General features: G+C 64.9%; 16 protein-coding genes. 9 read left to right on the top strand and 7 right to left on the bottom strand.

Annotated elements, in window-relative coordinates; translation table 11 throughout:
- Positions 1-106: 106 nt before the first annotated feature.
- From IPM73_11305 to IPM73_11290, 4 genes are all read right to left on the bottom strand, one after another.
- Positions 107-1,420 (bottom strand): HipA domain-containing protein, encoded by a 1,314-nt coding sequence (locus IPM73_11305; GenBank protein ID MBK8918600.1) that lies wholly within the window; start codon positions 1,418-1,420, stop codon positions 107-109.
- Complete coding sequence (locus tag IPM73_11300; protein MBK8918599.1) at positions 1,417-1,752, bottom strand: transcriptional regulator; 336 nt, start codon at positions 1,750-1,752, stop codon at positions 1,417-1,419. The genes IPM73_11305 and IPM73_11300 overlap by 4 nt, the downstream gene beginning before the upstream one ends.
- Before the next feature lie 606 nt (positions 1,753-2,358).
- Positions 2,359-5,268, bottom strand: coding sequence for an adenosylcobalamin-dependent ribonucleoside-diphosphate reductase (locus IPM73_11295; protein MBK8918598.1), 2,910 nt, complete (start codon positions 5,266-5,268; stop codon positions 2,359-2,361).
- 204 nt (positions 5,269-5,472) lie between these two features.
- Positions 5,473-6,423: a hypothetical protein gene (locus IPM73_11290; GenBank protein ID MBK8918597.1), complete on the bottom strand. Its 951-nt coding sequence runs from the start codon at positions 6,421-6,423 to the stop codon at positions 5,473-5,475.
- Between the two features lie 261 nt (positions 6,424-6,684).
- Between IPM73_11290 and IPM73_11285 the strand changes: the two genes are divergently transcribed.
- Positions 6,685-7,035, top strand: coding sequence for a hypothetical protein (locus IPM73_11285; protein MBK8918596.1), 351 nt, complete (start codon positions 6,685-6,687; stop codon positions 7,033-7,035).
- A 7-nt stretch (positions 7,036-7,042) separates the two neighbouring features.
- Positions 7,043-7,567 (top strand): hypothetical protein, encoded by a 525-nt coding sequence (locus tag IPM73_11280; protein MBK8918595.1) that lies wholly within the window; start codon positions 7,043-7,045, stop codon positions 7,565-7,567.
- An 85-nt stretch (positions 7,568-7,652) separates the two neighbouring features.
- Here IPM73_11280 and IPM73_11275 read toward each other — a convergent pair whose 3' ends face one another.
- Both IPM73_11275 and IPM73_11270 read right to left on the bottom strand, forming a co-directional pair.
- Complete coding sequence (locus tag IPM73_11275; protein MBK8918594.1) at positions 7,653-8,828, bottom strand: acetate/propionate family kinase; 1,176 nt, start codon at positions 8,826-8,828, stop codon at positions 7,653-7,655.
- Complete coding sequence (locus IPM73_11270; protein ID MBK8918593.1) at positions 8,828-10,243, bottom strand: bifunctional enoyl-CoA hydratase/phosphate acetyltransferase; 1,416 nt, start codon at positions 10,241-10,243, stop codon at positions 8,828-8,830. Before IPM73_11270 ends, IPM73_11275 begins: the two co-directional genes overlap by 1 nt.
- Positions 10,244-10,528: 285 nt before the next feature.
- Here IPM73_11270 and IPM73_11265 point away from each other — a divergent pair, with 285 nt between their 5' ends.
- The 6 genes from IPM73_11265 (at position 10,529) to IPM73_11240 (ending at position 16,581) form a co-directional block, all read left to right on the top strand.
- Positions 10,529-12,388, top strand: coding sequence for an NAD(P)H-dependent oxidoreductase subunit E (locus IPM73_11265; protein MBK8918592.1), 1,860 nt, complete (start codon positions 10,529-10,531; stop codon positions 12,386-12,388).
- A complete protein-coding gene (locus tag IPM73_11260; GenBank protein ID MBK8918591.1) occupies positions 12,385-13,089 on the top strand; it encodes a (2Fe-2S)-binding protein in 705 nt (234 codons plus the stop codon). Before IPM73_11265 ends, IPM73_11260 begins: the two co-directional genes overlap by 4 nt.
- Complete coding sequence (locus IPM73_11255; GenBank protein MBK8918590.1) at positions 13,089-13,643, top strand: NADP oxidoreductase; 555 nt, start codon at positions 13,089-13,091, stop codon at positions 13,641-13,643. The genes IPM73_11260 and IPM73_11255 overlap by 1 nt, the downstream gene beginning before the upstream one ends.
- Positions 13,644-13,775: 132 nt before the next feature.
- Positions 13,776-15,299: a Ni/Fe hydrogenase subunit alpha gene (locus tag IPM73_11250; protein MBK8918589.1), complete on the top strand. Its 1,524-nt coding sequence runs from the start codon at positions 13,776-13,778 to the stop codon at positions 15,297-15,299.
- A gap of 33 nt (positions 15,300-15,332) precedes the next feature.
- Positions 15,333-15,833 carry a hydrogenase maturation protease gene (locus IPM73_11245; GenBank protein MBK8918588.1) on the top strand — a complete coding sequence of 167 codons (501 nt, stop codon included), beginning with the start codon at positions 15,333-15,335 and terminating at the stop codon, positions 15,831-15,833.
- Between the two features lie 73 nt (positions 15,834-15,906).
- The gene (locus tag IPM73_11240) at positions 15,907-16,581 is read left to right on the top strand and encodes a transposase (GenBank protein ID MBK8918587.1); all 675 of its coding nucleotides are present in this window, start codon (positions 15,907-15,909) and stop codon (positions 16,579-16,581) included.
- 248 nt (positions 16,582-16,829) lie between these two features.
- On the opposite strand, the gene IPM73_11235 is transcribed toward IPM73_11240, so the two are convergent.
- Positions 16,830-17,207, bottom strand: coding sequence for a hypothetical protein (locus IPM73_11235; protein ID MBK8918586.1), 378 nt, complete (start codon positions 17,205-17,207; stop codon positions 16,830-16,832).
- Between the two features lie 293 nt (positions 17,208-17,500).
- Here IPM73_11235 and IPM73_11230 point away from each other — a divergent pair, with 293 nt between their 5' ends.
- Entirely contained in the window at positions 17,501-17,857 is a 357-nt protein-coding gene (locus IPM73_11230) for a hypothetical protein (GenBank protein MBK8918585.1), read from the top strand.
- Positions 17,858-18,270 lie beyond the last annotated feature (413 nt).

Below are 18,270 nucleotides of genomic sequence, written 5' to 3'. Positions count from 1 at the left end.
GCCTCGGCTACCGATCACCTCACGAAGTCTTTCAGGAAGCCAGCCGTGGTGCGCTTGGAATGTGAATCCGCCCAAGTTTCAACTGGTCCAAGAATCCCCAGGACAGTCAGAAGCGTGCGGCCATCTCGGGGATGACGATGTGGTTTACGACGCGCAGCAGCTGACGGTCCGCGGCGGCGAAGCGGGCTGCGACCTTGGGATCAGGGCTTGCCCCTGCCGCTCCGTCGAGTTCGCTTTCCAGCGCAGCAGCCAGTGCTCGTGCCTGTTGCAGGATGGTTCCGGCCATGCGCTGGATTTCGCGTGCGGCGGTCTGCCGCGGTAGCCCAAGCCGGAAGCCCGCTTCGACGAAACTCTGCCGGTCGAGATCGCAGAAAAAACGCTTTTCTCCGATGGCAAGCACCAGTTCGACCTGGGGCCAGGTCTCCTTCTCGTGGGCATAGGCCCGGGTGGTATAGGCTGCAGTGCTCAAGAGGTCGTAGGCCGGAGCGAGGTCGATGCCGGCGGGAGTGACGTGGAAGGACAGATTCTTCAGGTGGTTGTCGCCGTTGCCGACCAGTGTGTTGAACAGCAGCCAGCGGAAGAGCCGCAGGCGGGTGGCGGCCCGGGCGCGGCATTGGGCGACGATTGCGGCAAGGGTATCCAGGGTTGCGGCGGTGTATTTGAAGCTGCGGGCCTTGTTGAGGAGCTGGCAGGCATCGATGATGTGGTGGCGCTCTGGCGCAAGGCCGGAGTTCCGGTCGAAGCGCTCGACAATATAGACAGGTTCGGGAACATAGCGCAGCGCGACCGAGGGAACCGCCAAGCCCAGGCGATGGGCGAGCCGCATGGTGAAGAACTCGTTGATCACCGAAGCAGGGTATTCCGCCGCAGGGTGGTTCGGCTTGAGGATGTGGGTCGAAGGCGTCCCTGGCAGGGGCTCGAAGAGCTCACCGTCCCGCAGCACGACGACCATCTTGTGCTGGGCACCGGCGAGGGACATCCTTTTGGCCGCTCGCTGGTTGAGAGAAGCCCGGGGAAGCTGGCGGATGCGCTCGCTGAGGGCCGCTGGCGGCAGGGGCCGCAGGCCCGAAGCCTCCTGCACGGGGATAGCGGGGTGGCGCAGGATGAGGGAACCTGCCGATTCGGCCCCAAAGTAGGCCAGGAGACCGAAGGCGTCCTCGGCGGGCAGCGCGGCTTCCTTGGCGAGAATGGCACGGAGCGCTTCTTCCGGCAGCAGGTTGTCAAAATACCACTGTACCGGGCGCTGGCTGGCGCCATCAACGTGCTCCGCTTGGGAACGGGACAGTGCTGGAGAGAGATCGAAGGCGTCATCCGCTGCGATCCACTCGGGATCGTAGGCGAAGGCCCAGAGATCGTCAGCTTCGCGCAGAACGCCGATGCGGCGGTCATTCACCGAAACCAGCAGTTCCCGCGGGGTCATGGCTTCACTGGCGGCTTGGGCGTGCCTTTGTGTTTTGGCGTCGCCTGCTTGAGCCGCTGGCGCTTGAGGGGCCGCAGGCCCGTTTGGCGCAGTCGCAAAAGCTCTTCAATGGCGGTGTCGGGCATGTCGGCCTGGAGGCGGATGCCCAGTTCCACCAACAGGGCGAGCACTTTGCCCAATTGTAGGGTTTCCTTGCCATGTTCGGCTTCCCGCGCAAACACATGGCCTACGCTGGCGCTTCCAGCCAGGTCGTCGAGGCGCAGGCCCTGGGCCTTGCGGGTGGCCCGAAGCACGAGGCCAAGCTCCTGGGGGGAGGGAATGGGAACGAGCATGATCGCCTCGAAAATCGATTTGAATGCATCGATTCTTGGCGGGCTGTGAGCAAATGTCAACAAAAACGATGCTATCGCTTCGTTTCTGTTAGTGTCGATGCCACGAATGCCATAATCGATGCGAACGAATCGATTTGCATGGATAAATCAGTCCCATTTCAAGGCAAACCCGCCGGTTTTCCAGAAGGAACTGCGGCACCGTTGCCTGGGGTCGCTTGAGGCGTTGGGGGTTCGTAGATGAAATGCCAGTCCCGGAAGCTGCGAGCCCCGGAGAGAATCGCGTCGGCGGGGCGAAAGCTCCCCTGCTTGATGGGCTGGCCATCGTGAAGGCTGAACAAGCCCTTGATGCCACCATCCGCATCATAGAGCAGGCCCCAATCCGGCTGCCGCGTAGGGTTTTCTTTGGAATGCAATAAGCCAAAAGTTATACGCTTCGGGAATGCCTTGGGGCTCGCCGAATCGGGCAGGAAGCACCTGCTACGAAATCATGGTGACGTGCAATAGCGATTGTGCAATGACACAGTAAGGTGCGCTGCCGCATGAAAAAGCCCCAAGGCGTCCGCCTTGGGGCTTCCCGGTCGGGAGGGCTCTGTCGGTGCAGACCGCTTAGCCGCAGCTCCCCACCGCGCCGCAGGCGGTGCAGAAGTCGCAGCCGTCCTTCCTGATCATGGTGTGGTTGCCGCATTCGCCGCACAGCTTGCCCTGGGTGGGGAGCACACTGTTGCTGGCGTCTTCCGGGGCCTTGAGGATGCCCATCTGCTGCAGGGGGAAGCCTTCCTCGTCGAGGATACCGAGCATGGCGTAGCGGTGGATGATGAGGCGGGCGATGTAGGCCACCGTGGAGGGGTAGGTCTGCTGCTTGCGTGTTCCCGGGATGAAGGCCATGAAGTGACCCAGGGGCTCGGGGTAGTCCAGCAATTTGCGCAGCTTCATGCCGATCCAGGCCGGATCGAGGACGCGCATGTCCATGGCGAGGAGCTTGCACAGGCCGTCGAGCGCGCGGGGGTAGTTGCCTGCCAGCCACATGGAGTAGGGACGGGTGACGCCGTCGGGCAGGGTGATTTCCTTGAGGCCTAGGACGAAGTCTTCCTGGGTGGAGGCATTGCTGACGTCGACCGTCCAGGACAGGGTGCCGTCGGTGCCGGTCTTCGGTTCCTTGGTGCTGAATAGGGCGTCCTTCACCGGGGTGGGGCCGTCGTGCCTGAGGGCGCCCAACTGCTCGACCCGCCACTGGATGATCTGGGCCATGGCGGAAACCACGGAGGGCACGCGCTTCCTTTCACCGTAGGGCGGCATGGGCAGTTCGAAAGAATCGCCGGGGGTCCTGGCCAGGGCTTCGAGCTTCATCTCCAGCCAGCCGTGGTCGTTGGCCCGCATGTCCATGGACAGGGTCTTGGCGACGGCGCCCAGGCCGCGGGGTTCGGCGGGGCCGTTGGCCCACACTTCGAAGGGCCAGGTGCGGCCTTCCGATTCCACATGGCCGACGAAGAGGGCGAACTTGCCGATGGGCGAGTCGATCATGTAGGTCCAGCACAGGTTGCCTTCCGGCAGGCTGGGGCGGCCGGGCCAGCGCAGGCTGGCCAGCACGGGGGCCGGCAGGTTCTTGATTTCCAGGCGGCGGTTGGCGTCGGTGGTGACGAAATCCTGGGGCGCCTTGGCGTCCTGCGTCGGGGCGGCCTCGGCCTTGGCGGCGCTGTTGGCGGATTCGACGGAGAGCACGGAGCCCAGCACGCTGTTGGGCCGGTAGGTGGCCAGACCCTTCAGGCCGGCCTTCCAGGCCTGCATGTAGAGATCCTGGAAGTCGCTGTAGGGGTAGTCTGCGGGGACGTTGACCGTCTTGGAAATGGAGGTGTCGATGAAGGGCGCCACGGCGGCGACCATGTCGGCGTGGGCCTTGGCGGAAATCTCCAGGGCGGTGACGAAGTAGTCGGGCAGCTTGCTCACGTCGCCGCCGATGTGCTTGTAGTAGCGCCAGGCGTAGTCCTCGACCGAATACTCCTTGAGGGTGCCATCCTGCATGCGCTTCTTGCGGCTATAGGTCCAGGAGAAGGGGGGTTCGATGCCGTTGGAAGCGTTGTCGGCAAAGGCCAGCGAAATGGTGCCGGTGGGGGCGATGGACAGCAGATGGCTGTTGCGCAGGCCGTGCTTTCTCACTTCCGTCTTGATGTCGTTGGGCAGGCGGGAAGCGAAATTGCCGCCGGAAAGGTACAGCTCGGCGTTGAACAGCGGAAAGGCGCCCCGCTCCTTGGCCAGATCGACGGAATAGAGGTAGGCGGTGTCGCGCATGTACTCGGAAATGCGCGCCGCCATGGCGCGGGCTTCCGGTTTGTCGTAGCGCAGGCGCAGCATGGCCAGGGCATCGCCCAGGCCGGTATAGCCCAGGCCGACGCGGCGCTTGTTGGCGGCTTCCTGGGCCTGACGCTCCAGCGGCCAGTGGGTGGCATCCAGGACGTTGTCCAGCATGCGGGTGGAGACGCGCACCACTTCGCCGAAGGCGTCGAAATCGAAGGCGGCCTTGTCGGAGAAGGCATCCTTGACGAACAGGGTCAGATTGATGGATCCCAGGCAGCAGCAGCCGTAGGGGGGCAGGGGCTGTTCGGCGCAGGGATTGGTGGCCTCGATCACTTCGCAGTAATTGAGGTTGTTGTCCTTGTTCATGCGGTCCAGGAAAAGGATGCCCGGTTCGGCGTGGTCGTAGGTGGATTTCATCACCTGATCCCACAGGTCGCGGGCCTTGACCTTGCGGTAGACCCACAGGCCGTCATCCCGCTGGTAGGCGCCGGAGGACTTCATTTCCGCATTGGGCTCGGCGCGGTGCAGCAGTTCCACGTCGGCGTCGCCATCCACCGCCTGCATGAAGGCGTCGGAGACGCCGATGGAGATGTTGAAATTGGTCAGGTCGCCCTTGTCCTTGGCGTGGATGAAATCCTCGATGTCCGGGTGGTCGCAGCGCAGCACGCCCATCTGGGCGCCGCGGCGGGCGCCGGCCGATTCCACGGTCTCGCAGGAGCGGTCGAAGACGCGCATGTAGGAAACGGGGCCGGAGGCGCGGGACTGGGTGCCCTTCACATGGGCGCCCTGGGGACGGATGCTGGAGAAGTCATAGCCGACACCGCCGCCCCGGCGCATGGTTTCCGCGGCCTGGGCCAGAGCGGTGTAGATGCCGGGCTTGCCGTCGGTGGTTTCGACGATGGAATCGCCCACCGGCTGCACGAAGCAGTTGATCAGGGTGGCCTGGAGGTCGGTTCCGGCGGCGGAATTGATGCGGCCGGCAGGCACGAAGCCGTTTTCCTGGGCCCACAGGAACTTGGCTTCCCAGGGGCCACGGTCCTTTTCGACCTCCACCTGGGCCAGGGCCCAGGCCACGCGCTTGCGCACGTCGTGAACGTTGGTTTCCTTGCCCTTGGCGTACTTCTCGATCAGCACCTCGCCGGAAATTTCCTGCTCCTGGAGGGGAGGAATCGCCGGTGCGGCGGGGATGTCGGTGAGGGAAAGTTGTTCGGCAACAGGACTCATGGTCGCTCCTCCAGGTGGTTTATCGGATGACGGACTCATGCTGGCCCGTTTTTTCTAAGCTACTATATCTAGTAGGTCGATGCAAGACGTTGACTAGATGTTGCGCTTTTGGCAGGCGGAGGGACGTGTGGCTGGTGCGAAAAAAAGGCCACAAAAACAAAGCCTCCCATCCTGGGGACGGGAGGCTCTGGAGGGTGGGGCGGGTCAGAAACGCTGGGTGTAGCCCAGTACCGCAGACCAGTCCGCCGTGAGTTGAATTCCGTTGACGTGGCGGTAGAGGGGGGCCTGGAGGTAGCCGTAGAGGCGGCTTGCCGGGCTCAGGTTGACGCCGATGCCCGGGCTGAGGAAAAGATAGCGGCCGCCGCTCAGCTCCGGCTCGGCCTGGGCGCCGGTATCCCTTCCCTTGACCAGGCCGTTGCCCTGGAGCAGGAAGGACACCCGCTCCCCGAGGGGGGCGGAAAATCCCAGGGAGGCCGAAAACTGGCTGCCCGGGCGGTAGTGGTCCCGGGTGGCCACCGCCGCCTGGACCTGAGCCTGGGCAAACCAGCTCAGGCCGACGAACTTGGGCCGGTAGGCGTAAAACACCCCCAGGACGGCATCGGTGCTGCCGGTGCCCGGTTGCAGGGAGCGTTCGGCCCGGTCGCCGTCGCCATTGGCCAGGTGGGTGCTGCCGGTGCGGAGCTTGAAGCCGAACTGGATGCCGCCGCTGGTGTTCTCCCCCAGGGGCGCCTGGTAGCGGCCGAGGATGCGGGCATCGCCCAGGCGCGAGAAATCCCAGGATTCGCGATGGGGATCTACGTCGGGTTCCGCCACATGGCTATGGGAACGACTCACCAGGGGCAGGGTGAGCATCACACCCCAGTTGGCCGTGAGGGCGTAGTCGAGGGAGGCTGAAAAATTGCGGTTCAGGGTGCGCGTCTCGACGGCTTCCTCATCGACCACCGAACGTCTTGAAATCCGCGAACTCCCCGAGAAAAGCGCCTTCTGCGGGATGTACTCGAAGCGCAGATCGACGCTGGCGCGACCCGGCGTGGTCTGGGCGGCCACCACGTCCCAGTCGGTGTTGAGGACACAGAAGGCGGACCCGCAGGAAGCGTGGGCATTGGCGGCCAGGGCAAGGCCGCCGAGGGCAAGGGTGAGGCGAGGGGAGGGCATGGAGGGCTTGCGCGGACCGGGAAGCTGGAGTCCCGCATTTTAAGGGGGGGCGGCTTTTCGGCGCTGCGGCAGATTGTCGCAGGCGGCAAGACCGGGACTAAGCCCCGGTTTTCCTGGTGCGAGTCACAGCGGCCAGCGCACGCGGCCAGGAACGGGGGCTTGGCGTCGGAGTGGCGAGCCCGCCGAGACGCTTGCGGCTCAGGCGGCACATTATTACGTGCTACACTTACTCATGTGTTAACTCGCCCCGGGAGGCCCCCCATGGCCAACACCGTCAATTTCACCGGCTCCGTTGATCGCGACCTGCTCAGGCGCGCCAAGGTGATCGCCGCCAAGTCCGATACCTCGATCAACGCCCTGTTCAACGCCGAACTGCGCTATCTGGTCGAGACCTTTGAGGCATCGGAGTCGACCGCCAACCAGAACTTCAAGGTGCTGCTCGATTTTTCGCTAGGCCGAATAGCGGACGACGAAGCCATGCGGGCACTGGGCATCGACAGCGAGGAAGACCTGTTCCTGCTCATGGCACAGGCCCACTTGCCGATGCCGAGGCTGGCCGACGCGACGACGCAGGACATGGTGGAGCAGTTGAAGTCCTTGCCGACAGCCTGAACCCACCGTGCCGTCCCCCAAAGATGTTGCCTTGTTGCCCGACGCCGGGCCGCTCATCACGCTCGCCTACGCCGACGCGCTCGATGTCCTGTTCAAGCCAGGCTGGACGGTCATGCTGGTCGACATGGTGCTGCACGAAGTCACCCGCAACCAGACGCCGACCAGCAACAAACTGGCTGAATGGGCCGCCGCCAGGCAGATACCCATCCTGCCAACCAAGACCTTTGCGCACTTTCAGCAGGCCAGTGCGGCGAACCCTGCTCCGAGGAAGAACAACCTGGGCGAGTTGGCCGTTCAAGAAACGATGAACGCCTTCGCCCTTGTGGTGCCGCCAAAGCTTGGCGTGTTCCTGTTCGAGGATCACAGGATTGCCCGCACGAGCTTTCTGATCCCCGACTCCTGTCAGAAGATCAGCACACGCGCCTTTCTGATCTTTCTTGAACAGAAAGGCTGGATTGTGTCCGCATCAGCCATCGAACACCGCGCAGTGCAGGCAGGGCGGGCTTTTTCAACGCTGAAATTTCCGCTGTAAGTCGGCCGCGCAAATCGCGGATTCATCCGTGCATATCGAGCACGAATGTGTGTTTTGCACGGTTTGTCGGGTCTGCCACCGGGGCTCAGAGCCCCAGCACACTCCGCGTATGGTCGGCGATCATCCATTCCTCGTTGGTGGGGATGACCAGCACTTCGGTGGGGCCGCTGCCGATGTGGAGGGCGTTGCGGGCGTTGGCGCCGTCGTCCAGGGTGATGCCCAGCCAGGCGCATCGGGCGCAGACGCGGCGGCGCACTTCGGCGGCGTGTTCGCCGATGCCGCCGGTGAACACCAGGACATCCACGCCGCCGGCGGCGGCGGCCAGGGATCCCAGTTCGCGCACGATGCGGTAGCAGAAGAGGTCCACCGCCTCTGCGGCCTCGGGCCGGTCGGAGGCAAGCAGGGTGCGCATGTCCTGGGAAAGGCCGGAGACACCCAGGAGGCCGGATTCCTTGTACAGCAACCGGGTCAGCTCCTTGACCCCCAGGCCCTTGTTGTCCATCAGGTAGAGCAGTACGCCCGGGTCCAGGGCGCCCGTACGGGTGCCCATGACGAGGCCGTCGATGGCGGTGAAACCCATGGTCGAGGCGACGCCCCGGCCGGCGACCAGGGCCGCCATGCTGGCGCCGTTGCCGAGGTGGGCGACGACCACCCGGCCGTCGGCCCTGGAACTGTGCTGCGGCAGGACGCGGGCGATGTATTCGTAGGAAAGGCCGTGGAAGCCGTAGCGGCGCACGCCTTCGGCGGTGAGCGCCCGGGGCAGGCCGAAAGTCTGCGCCACGGCGGGATTGCTGCGGTGAAAGGCGGTATCGAAGCAGGCCACCTGGGGGACGCCGGGAAGCAGGGCTTGCAGGGCTCGGATGCCGGCCAGGTTGTGGGGCTGGTGCAGGGGGGCGAGGGTGACGTAGCCGGCCAGGCGCTCCAGGATGGGGGCGTCAATGACCGTCGGCTCGGCGAAGTGCTCGCCGCCATGGACGACGCGGTGGCCGACGGCGGCGATCTGCCAGGCGGCTTCATGGTCGGTGAACCAGCGCAGGAGGAAATCGAAGGCCCGCCCGTGATCGACGTTCTCGCCGGGTATGGCGATCTCGGCCAGGGGGGCTCCGTCCCGGTCCCGGGCGGTAAAGAGCGCTCGGGCGGTGCCCAGGCCGTCGATCTGCCCGGCGACTTCGGCCTGGGGCGAGAGCTCCTGCCCCAGGGGAAAGAGGGCGAACTTGATGGACGAGGAGCCGGCGTTGATGGTCAGGATGCCGCGATTCATCAGAGGGGCTTTCGGCGGCTGTGGGCGATGAGGGCGGCGATGACGCAGGAGGCGGTGCGCGTTTCGGCCGTATCGGCGCGGCTGGTGAGCACGATGGGCACCGAGGTGCCCAGCACGATGCCGGCGGTGAGGGCGTTGGCCAGGTATTCGAGCTGCTTGGCCACCATGTTGCCGGATTCCAGGTCGGGCACCACCAGGATCTCCGCATGGCCGGCCACGGCGGACCGGATGCCCTTGGTCTTGGCGGCGACGATGGAGACGGCGTTGTCGAAGGCCAGGGGGCCGTCCAGGATGCCGCCCTTGATCTGGCCCCGGTCGGCCATTTTGCACAGGGCGGCGGCGTCGAGGGTCGATTGAATCTTGGGATTGACCGTTTCCACCGCCGAGAGGATGGCCACCTTGGGCTCGGGGATGCCGATGATCTGGGCGAAGTCGATGGCGTTCTGGATGATATCCACCTTATCTTCCAGGGTCGGCGCGATGTTGATGGCGGCGTCGGTGATGAGCAGCGGCCGGTGGTAGGTGGGCACGTCCATGAGGAAGACGTGGCTGATGCGCCGCGCCGTCCTCAGGCCGTTGGCCCGGGACACCACTTCACTCATCAGTTCGTCGGTGTGCAGGCTGCCCTTCATGAGGGCTTCGGCGTCGCCGTTGCGCACGAGGGACACGGCGATGGCCGCCGAATCGTGGCTGTGTTTGGAATTGACGATGCGGATGCCGGAAAGGTCGAGGCCATTCTCTTCGGCCACCGCGCGGATCTTGGCTTCCGGCCCGACCAGGATGGGTTCGATGATGCCCTCCTGGTAGGCGATGACCGGCCCCTTGAGGGACTCGGCGTCGCAGGGGTGGGCCACGGCGGTGGGGATGGGCTCCAGGCCCTTCACCCGTGAAAGCAGGTGCTCGTAGCGCTCGTGCTTGTCGTCGATGCGCACGTCGGGCATGTGGATTTCCTGGAAGCGGGAAATTTTTTCGCTGGGGGCAAGCACCTCGGCGGTGCCCTTCACCACCTGCAGATTCTCCTGGTTGGTGCAGACGCAGTCGAAGAGGACGTGCTGGTTATGGGCGAATTTCTGGCGCACCGTGATGGTGATGGTGATGGTGTCGCCGATGGTCACCGGGCGGGCGAAGTGCAGGGTCTGATCGACGAGGATGGTGCCCGGCCCCGGGAACTGGGTGCCGAGGACGGTCGAGATCAGAGAGCCGCTCCACATGCCGTGGGCGATGACCTCGCGGAACATGCCGCTTTCGGCGTATTCCGGATCGACCACGGCCGGGTTCACATCCCCGGTCATGACGGCAAAGAGCTTGACGTCCTCGGGGCGCAAGGTGCGTTGCAGGGTGGCGTGGTCGCCGATATTGATCTCGTCGAAAGTCTTGTTGACGAGGTAGCGTCGTTCCGTGGTGCTCTGGCTCATGGCCTTCTCCCTGGTTGGCGGCGCTCGCGGCGCCTCTCTGCTTCAAGTATAGGGTGCTGCGATGCAGCAAACAACGGCCGGAGGCAGGATAGCGGCGCCGGATTTCATCGGTGTGTCATCGATACGTCTTCAATGTTTCTTCAAACACCCGGCATCCGTGGTGCACAATCCATGCCGAAGGCAAAGCGGGTCGGCGAACAGGAGCCGGTTTGATCTGGCCCAAGATATCAGGCCCGGAAACTGCTAGGTTTTCGTACACAAGAACTGATTCCCAGGGAGGTTGGTATGGCATGGCCCGAACTCCACGGCGCGGCGGTCGCCGGCATCGTCGACCGCGTCGCCCAGCGCTACCGGCGGGATCCCACCTGCCTGGTGCAGATCCTGCGCGAAGTGCAGGAAGCCTGCGACTGGATCCCCCCGGAAGCCATCGACCGCCTGCAGGTTGTTCTCGGCGTGCCGCGCACCAAGATCGAAGGGGTCGCCGGCTTCTATTCCTTCTTTTACACCCGGCCCCGGGGCCGCTACCGCATCCTCTTTTCGGACAACATCACCGACCGCATGGGGGGCAACATGGCCCTCATGGAGCGCCTGTGCGCCGCCCTCTGGATCGAACCCGGCAAGGTGTCCGAAGACGGTCTGGTGAGCGTCGACAAGACTTCCTGCACCGGCATGTGCGACCAGGGACCGGCGATGCTGGTCAATAACCTGGCCATCACCCGGCTCACCGAAGCGCGCATCGACGCCATCGCCGACCTGGTGCGCGATGGCGCGCCCCTGGCCGACTGGCCGGCGGAGTTCTTCGCCGTCACCGACAACGTGCAGCGGGCCGATCTGCTCCTCGGGCCCAACCCGGCCCCCGGCGCCGCGCTCCAGGCCATGGTCGCCCGCGCCCCCGGCAGGAGCGAAGGCGGGGCCGCCGCCATGCTGGAGGAAATCCGTCGCTCCAATCTGCGGGGTCGTGGCGGTGCCGGCTTCACCACCGCCCTGAAGTGGGAGGCCTGCCGCAACGCGCCCCTCAAGGCCGGCCAGCAGCGCTTCGTCGTCTGCAATGCCGACGAGGGCGAACCCGGCACCTTCAAGGACCGCGTGCTCCTCACCGCCCACGCCGACCTGGTGTTCGAGGGCATGACCGTGGCCGCCTACGTTCTGGGCGCCCGCCGCGGCTTCCTCTACCTGCGCGGCGAATACCGCTACCTCCTCGACCCCCTCAACGCCGTGCTGCAACGCCGGCGGGAGGCCGGGCTGCTGGGCGCCGACATCCTCGGGATTCCCGGCGCCGATTTCGACCTCGAAATCCACCTCGGTGCCGGCGCCTACGTCTGCGGCGAGGAGTCGGCCCTCATCGAATCCCTGGAAGGCAAGCGGGGCACCCCCCGCAACCGCCCGCCCTTCCCGGTGACCAACGGCTATCTGGACCAGCCGACGGTGGTCAATAACGTCGAGACCTACGCCGCCGCCGCCCTCATCGCCCTCAACGGTGGCGACTGGTATGCCGGCATCGGCACCAAACAGTCGGCGGGGACCAAGATTCTCTCGGTGTCCGGCGATTGTGCCCGGCCCGGCATCTACGAATACCCCTTCGGCGTTCCCGTGCGCCAGGTGCTGCAAGACTGCGGGGCGAAAGACGTCCAGGCCGTGCAGATCAGCGGCCCCTCCGGCATCTGCGTCAGTGCCGAGGAGTTCGACCGGCGCATCGGCTTCGAGGATTTGCCCACCGCCGGCGCCTTCATGGTCTTCAACCACAGCCGCGACATGTTCGAGGTGGCGCGCAATTTCGTGCATTTCTTCCAGCACGAGAGCTGCGGCTTCTGCACCCCCTGCCGGGTGGGCACCTCGCTCCTCAAGAACCTCATGGACAAGCTGCACAACGGCCACGGTTCGCCCTACGACTTCACCGAGATCGAAAAGCTCAACCAGATTCTGCTCTCCATGAGCCACTGCGGCCTGGGCCACACCGCCTGCAACCCGGTGCTGGACACCATCGCCAAGTTCCGCCCGGCCTACGAGCGGCGCCTGGAGCACACCGACTTCGCCCCGGCCTTCGACCTCGACCGGGCCCTGGCTGCGGCCCGCCAGATGACGGGCCGCGACGACCCGGGGGCCCACATCGTTCCCGAAGCATTCGGCGAGGAAAAAACATCATGAGCCAGACCTTCACCCTCGACGACAAGGCCGTACCCTTCGAAGACGGCGAAACCATCCTCCAGGCCGCCAGCAAGGCCGGGGTGTTCATTCCCCACCTCTGCTACCACCCGGAATTCAAGCCCCACGGCTCCTGCAAGCTGTGCACGGTCAAGGTCAACGGCCGCCAGACCGCCTCCTGCACCATGCGGGCGGCAGCCGGCATGCGGGTGGAAAGCGACTCCGAAGAACTCAACACCGAGCGCCGGGCCCTGACCCAGATGCTCTTCGTGGAAGGCAACCACTTCTGCCCCTCCTGCGAGAAGAGCGGCGACTGCAAGCTGCAGGCCACCGCCTACCACCTGGGCATGATGTCGCCCCATTTCGACCACTTCTTTCCCGACCGGCCGGTGGATGCCTCACACCCCGAGGTGCTGCTCGACTTCAATCGCTGCATCCTCTGCTCCCTCTGCGTGCGGGCCAGCCGGGACGTGGATGGCAAGAACGTCTTCGCCCTCTCGGGCCGGGGCATCAAGACCCATCTCATCGTCAATGCCAAGTCCGGTCGCCTGGCCGATACCGATTTCACCCTCGCCGACAAGGCGGCCCACGTCTGCCCGGTGGGGGTGATTCTGAAAAAGCGCCGCGGCTTCGCGGTGCCCATCGGCGAGCGCACCTTCGACAAGGCGCCCATCGGCGAAGTGCTGGTCAAGGAGGAAAACTGATGGACGCCCCGGTCAAAAAGAAGCTGCGCGTCGCCACCACGTCGCTGGCCGGCTGCTTCGGCTGCCACATGTCCTTCCTCGATATCGACGAGCGGCTGTTCACCCTGCTCGAGCACATCGAGTTCGACCGCTCGCCGCTGACCGACATCAAGACCGTGAGCGAGGGCTGCGACATCGGCCTCATCGAAGGCGGCCTGTGCAATGCCGAGAACGTCCATGTGCTGCGGGAGTTCCGCAAGCACTGCAAGATTCTCATCGCCCTGGGCGCCTGCGCGGTGAATGGCGGCCTGCCGGCCCAGCGCAACCACCTGCCGCTGTCCACCATCCTGGAAGAGGTCTATCACACCAGCCCGGGGCTGGCCAACGGCCTCATCCCCAACGACCCGGAACTGCCCCTGCCGCTCAACAAGGTGCACCCCATCCACGAGGTGGTGAAGATCGACTATTTCATCCCCGGCTGCCCGCCCTCCGGCGACGCCATCTGGAAGGTGCTCACCGACCTGCTGGCGGGCCGCGAACCCGAGTTGGGCCACGGTCTGATGCACTATGACTGAGCTGACTCCAACGCGCTTAGGTTGCTCCCCGTTCGGGCTGAGCCTGTCGAAGCCCGGGATGAACCGCCCTTCGACAGGCTCGGGGCGAACGGCATCAGCATGCTCAGTTACCGAAAGAATCATGGAGGCCCTATGACCTACCAACTCGAAACCGCCCAACACCCCGAAAAACTCCGCCGGGTGGCCATCGACCCCGTATCCCGCGTCGAGGGCCACGGCAAGGTGACCCTGCTGCTGGACGACCAGAACAAGGTGCACCAGGTGCGCCTGCACATCGTCGAATTCCGGGGCTTCGAAAAGTTCATCCAGGGCCGCCCCTACTGGGAGGTGCCGGTGATGGTGCAGCGCCTGTGCGGCATCTGCCCGGTGTCCCACCACATCGCCGCCTCCAAGGCCATGGACGTCATCGTCGGCGCCAAGCGACTGACGCCCACCGCCGAGAAGATCCGCCGCCTCATGCACTATGGCCAGATGATGCAGTCCCACGCCCTGCACTTCTTCCACCTGTGCTCCCCGGACCTGCTCTTCGGCTTCGATTCCGACCTCACCCGCCGCAACATCGTCGGCGTCGCCCAGGAGCACCCGGAGATCGCCCGCCAGGGGGTACTGCTCAGGAAGTTCGGCCAGGAGGTGATTCGCGTCACCGCGGGCAAACGCATCCACGGCACCGGCTCGGTGCCGGGCGGGGTGAACAAATCCCTCACCGTCGCCGAGCGCGACGGCCTGCTCAAGGACATCTACCCCATCATCGGCTGGGCGCGGGACGCCGTGCATCTCATCCAGAAAGTGCACATGCAGGACCCGGGGCTCTACAACAGCTTCGGCATCTTCCGCTCCAACTTCATGTCCCTGGTCGGCCATGACGGCGACCTGGACTTCTACCACGGCACCCTGCGCACCCGGGACGACAACGGCGCCATCCTCTTCGACGGCGTCGATTACCAGGAGTATGGCAAGTACATCGAAGAAGAAGTGAAACCCTGGAGCTACATGAAATTTCCCTACCTGCGGGCCATCGGCAAGGAGCATGGCTGGTACAAGGTGGGGCCGCTTTCCCGGGTGCAGAACTGTGACCAGATCCCCACCCCCTTCGCCGAGCACGAACGCAAGGAATTCGTCGATTACGCCGGCGGCACCCCCATGCACGCGCCCCTGGCCTACCACTGGACGCGCATGATCGAAATGCTGCACGCGGTCGAAGTCATCAAGGAACTGCTCCACGACGACGACATCCTGGGCAGCGAGCTCATGGTCCAGGGCGAGCGCCAGACCGACGGCGTGGGTGTCATCGAAGCCCCCCGCGGCACGCTCTTCCACCACTACCGGGTGGATGAAAACGACATCGTCACCATGGCCAACCTCATCGTCTCCACCACCAACAACAACCAGGCCATGAATGAAGCCGTGCGCCATGTGGCCCGCCGCTACCTGCACGGGCGGGAAGTCACCGAGGGGCTCCTCAACCACATCGAAGTCGCCATCCGCGCCTTCGACCCCTGCCTCTCCTGCGCCACCCATGCCCTGGGCAAGATGCCGCTGCAGGTGGAACTGGTCGATGCGGACGGCAGCGTGGTCCATAGTCTGAGCCGGGGCGCGGACCAGCCAACCTCTGTTCGGGCTGAGCCTGTCGAAGCGCAGGATGCCCCGCCCGCCTGACCGGGCAAGCGAATTCCCGCTCGCCAGACAGACATGACCGCCCCCGTCGTCGTCATCGCCGTCGGCAACCCCAGCCGCGGCGACGACGCCCTCGGCCCCCTGCTGCTGGAGCGCCTCGAAACCTGGCTCCAGGCCAACGGCCGGGCCGGCGAGGTGGAACTGATCGAAGACTTCCAGCTCAACATCGAGCACGCCCTCGACCTGGAAGGCCGCCGCCTGGCCCTCTTCATCGACGCCGGCAGCGGCACCCCAGCTCCCCACACCTTCACCCGCCTGCAACCCGCCGCCGATCTCGGCAGCAGCACCCACGCCCTGGAACCCGGCGCCGTCCTGCGGGTTTTCAACCAAACCTGCCGGGGGCCGGCGCCGGAGTGCTTCGTCCTCTGCGTGCGGGGAGAGCGCTTCGAACTGGGGGAGGGCGTGAGCGCCGCCGCCGCGGGGTATGCAGACCAGGCTTGGGACTTGCTTGAGAGACTGATGTCGCAGCGCGAGTCCGCGACATGGACCGAGGCTTGCGAGTTGCCGGGCAGTTGAGGGCTGTCGTGGCGTTTTAACGCCTGACGCAGCGTCAGCCTCTTCATCCGGCGCGGCCTGCTGGACAAGGCCGATGGAGAAGCCCTGCGCCCCTGCGAGCACGGCGACGGTTTCTCCCTCGACGCCAGCGTGCGCATCGAAGGCGAGGACCGGCAAGGGGGAGCGCCTGCTGCGCTACTGCGCCCGCCCGGCCTTTGCGCAGGAACGGCTGCGGCAGATCGATGCGGACCACCTCGTCTATGAGAGCCCCAAGCCGGGGCCGGATGGGCGCGTCAGCCAGGTTCTGACGCCCCTCGAACTTCTGGACCGCCTCGCCGCGCTGATCCCGCCGCCCCGGCGCCACCCGCATCGTTACTACGGTGTGCTGGCGCCCAATGCGTCGCTGCGAGAGGCTGTCACAGCGCTGGCGGGGGCGCCAAAGCCAGTGCCGGCCGAGGCGAATGCCGTGGCGGAGGAAAGTGGCGCCTGCCGGGCGGCGCGTTATGCGTGGGCACTCTTGCTGGCGCGCATTTATGAAGTGTTTCCCCTCATCTGCCCGAAGTGCGGCGGCGCCATGCGGATCATCGCCTTCATCGACAATGGCGAGGCGATCCGGGAGATCCTGCTTCACCTGGGCGAGGCGATAGCGCCGCCCAAACTGGCCCCGGCGCACGGCCCGCCGCTGTGGGAGGCGGCCGGACAGCGCGACGCCGATCCGCTGGCGCAGCCGTGTCCGGAGTTCGAATTCGATCAGCGCATCGCCTGGTAGCCGAGGGCTGCTGAAGCCGCCCGACGGGAGCGCTCACGCCTGAGGCCCGCGAAACGCCCAACAACCGGCGCCTCGCAGGCCTCGGGCGTGACAGCGCTGACAGCGCGGCGGATGTTGCACGGCACAAACAGCGATTGCGCGCAAATTCCCGGTTGACGATGGTTTGCAGAAGCGAGGATATTTCATCGATGGCGGTTGAATTCGCTATCCTTCAGCCGATTGACCGGATGGCACCGGCAAGACCTAGATCAGCCTGCCGAGCCTGATGGCTGGGCATCGATCAGGTGATGAAAGGCCTCATGGACGTCGAAGAAGGCCGCATCGACCGCGGCCGGCTTGCTGCCTTTGCAGGTGGATTGCAGGCGGTGGATGGCGGCGACCAGCGCTGTCGCGTTGGCCGAGCGGATATCCGCCGCACTCTTAGCCAAATCTCCCGCCCTGCTACAGGCGTTCTGGCTGCGCGTCTTGCCCGGACGGGCATGCCACAGCGGCGCGAGCAGCGAATGAAAGGCATCGACGTCCGGCGAGAAATGCGGATGCGCGTGCCCATGTTCGTCGCCAGCGGCAGTGCCGATCCAGAAAGCCGTCGTCACGGCAAGAAGCATTGATGCGAATGGTTTGGTCATGATTTCCTTGCGGGGTACAAATCCGGCGATTGCTCGGGGAGGTTGAGTCGGCATTGTAGGGCCTTGCGCGTGCACCCGTAGCGGCAATGCCGTTGGGGAAAACCGGGCGAAATCACCCGCTGGGTTTGGGTTTATGCCCCGTTTGCGCGCTGGGATAGTTGGAATCGATTCCAAGTGGCTGATTTCATGGGGTGGCATGGCGTGGCACGGTCGATGCTGAATAACGCTCAAGCCTGTGCGCGGCTTTTTCGCCCGAACACAGGCAGGTAGTCATCGATAAAGAGGTCAATTCAATGACGAAAATCCTGGTCTTGATGTTATTGCTTGGCATGGCTGGCGCATCGGCCGCCCACGAAATCCGGAATCAAGCACCGACAAGCCTGCTCGGGCTGGGCCAGATGGCCAAATTGCAGGCCCAGAAAAACTGCGCCGATCGTTCGGAGCGAGATCGGAATTTGTGTGAAGCCGGGCAGATACGGTCGCTGGCCGAAACGGCGGCATCGCTACCGGCCCTTCGCCCCGCCCGGCTGTCGCCGGCAGAGTTTGCCTCCTTGATAGAGGCAACTGCTGGCGCGAGCGATCCCGGCGGTCGGCTAACGAGCTCGGCCGGTGCAAGCCAGGGCATCGATTGCCGGGTCAACGTCTGCTGACTGTTTGGCCTTTGCCGAACGCCCGGTTTCGGTTATTGCCTGTTTTTGCCACCGACCGTAGCATTTGGCAGTCCGGTTTGGCCGGGCAGGGGGCGCGCGCCCAACGCTGCCGACACCGCTAGCAGCCTGTCGGACATTTTCCGCGATCGGCGATAATTTCAGTCTTGGAATTTGATGGATAGCATTTCCGGGGACGCGCATTTCCGGCATTTCCGGGCGGCATTTCCGGGGACGCGGCATTTCCGGGGACGGACCACGATTCTGCGTAAGAGAGAGCCCGTCCTTTCCCTCGCTCGGGGCAACGTCTTGTGTTCCGCATTGATGTGCTCGCGAAGGCAAGAAATTCCTGATCTTCCCCGATTTCTCAGTTTTCTGACCGACCGCGATTGCCAGTGGTGATGTCCTCGTAGCGC

It is taken from the genome of Betaproteobacteria bacterium, from assembly GCA_016720065.1.
GTDB lineage: Bacteria > Pseudomonadota > Gammaproteobacteria > Burkholderiales > Rhodocyclaceae > SSSZ01.
The sequence above is the reverse complement of the archived record's forward strand: the minus strand, read 5'-3'. Positions and strand labels throughout refer to the sequence as shown.

Excerpts from the sequence above, each read along its gene's own strand:
- IPM73_11305 (MBK8918600.1), bottom strand. The coding sequence starts at position 1,420 with ATGACCCCGCGGGAACTGCTGGTTTCGGTGAATGACCGCCGCATCGGC.
- IPM73_11300 (MBK8918599.1), bottom strand. The coding sequence starts at position 1,752 with ATGCTCGTTCCCATTCCCTCCCCCCAGGAGCTTGGCCTCGTGCTTCGG.
- IPM73_11295 (MBK8918598.1), bottom strand. The coding sequence starts at position 5,268 with ATGAGTCCTGTTGCCGAACAACTTTCCCTCACCGACATCCCCGCCGCA.
- IPM73_11290 (MBK8918597.1), bottom strand. The coding sequence starts at position 6,423 with ATGCCCTCCCCTCGCCTCACCCTTGCCCTCGGCGGCCTTGCCCTGGCC.
- IPM73_11285 (MBK8918596.1), top strand. The coding sequence starts at position 6,685 with ATGGCCAACACCGTCAATTTCACCGGCTCCGTTGATCGCGACCTGCTC.
- IPM73_11275 (MBK8918594.1), bottom strand. The coding sequence starts at position 8,828 with ATGAATCGCGGCATCCTGACCATCAACGCCGGCTCCTCGTCCATCAAG.
- IPM73_11270 (MBK8918593.1), bottom strand. The coding sequence starts at position 10,243 with ATGAGCCAGAGCACCACGGAACGACGCTACCTCGTCAACAAGACTTTC.
- IPM73_11265 (MBK8918592.1), top strand. The coding sequence starts at position 10,529 with ATGGCATGGCCCGAACTCCACGGCGCGGCGGTCGCCGGCATCGTCGAC.
- IPM73_11260 (MBK8918591.1), top strand. The coding sequence starts at position 12,385 with ATGAGCCAGACCTTCACCCTCGACGACAAGGCCGTACCCTTCGAAGAC.
- IPM73_11255 (MBK8918590.1), top strand. The coding sequence starts at position 13,089 with ATGGACGCCCCGGTCAAAAAGAAGCTGCGCGTCGCCACCACGTCGCTG.
- IPM73_11250 (MBK8918589.1), top strand. The coding sequence starts at position 13,776 with ATGACCTACCAACTCGAAACCGCCCAACACCCCGAAAAACTCCGCCGG.
- IPM73_11245 (MBK8918588.1), top strand. The coding sequence starts at position 15,333 with ATGACCGCCCCCGTCGTCGTCATCGCCGTCGGCAACCCCAGCCGCGGC.
- IPM73_11240 (MBK8918587.1), top strand. The coding sequence starts at position 15,907 with ATGGAGAAGCCCTGCGCCCCTGCGAGCACGGCGACGGTTTCTCCCTCG.
- IPM73_11235 (MBK8918586.1), bottom strand. The coding sequence starts at position 17,207 with ATGACCAAACCATTCGCATCAATGCTTCTTGCCGTGACGACGGCTTTC.
- IPM73_11230 (MBK8918585.1), top strand. The coding sequence starts at position 17,501 with ATGACGAAAATCCTGGTCTTGATGTTATTGCTTGGCATGGCTGGCGCA.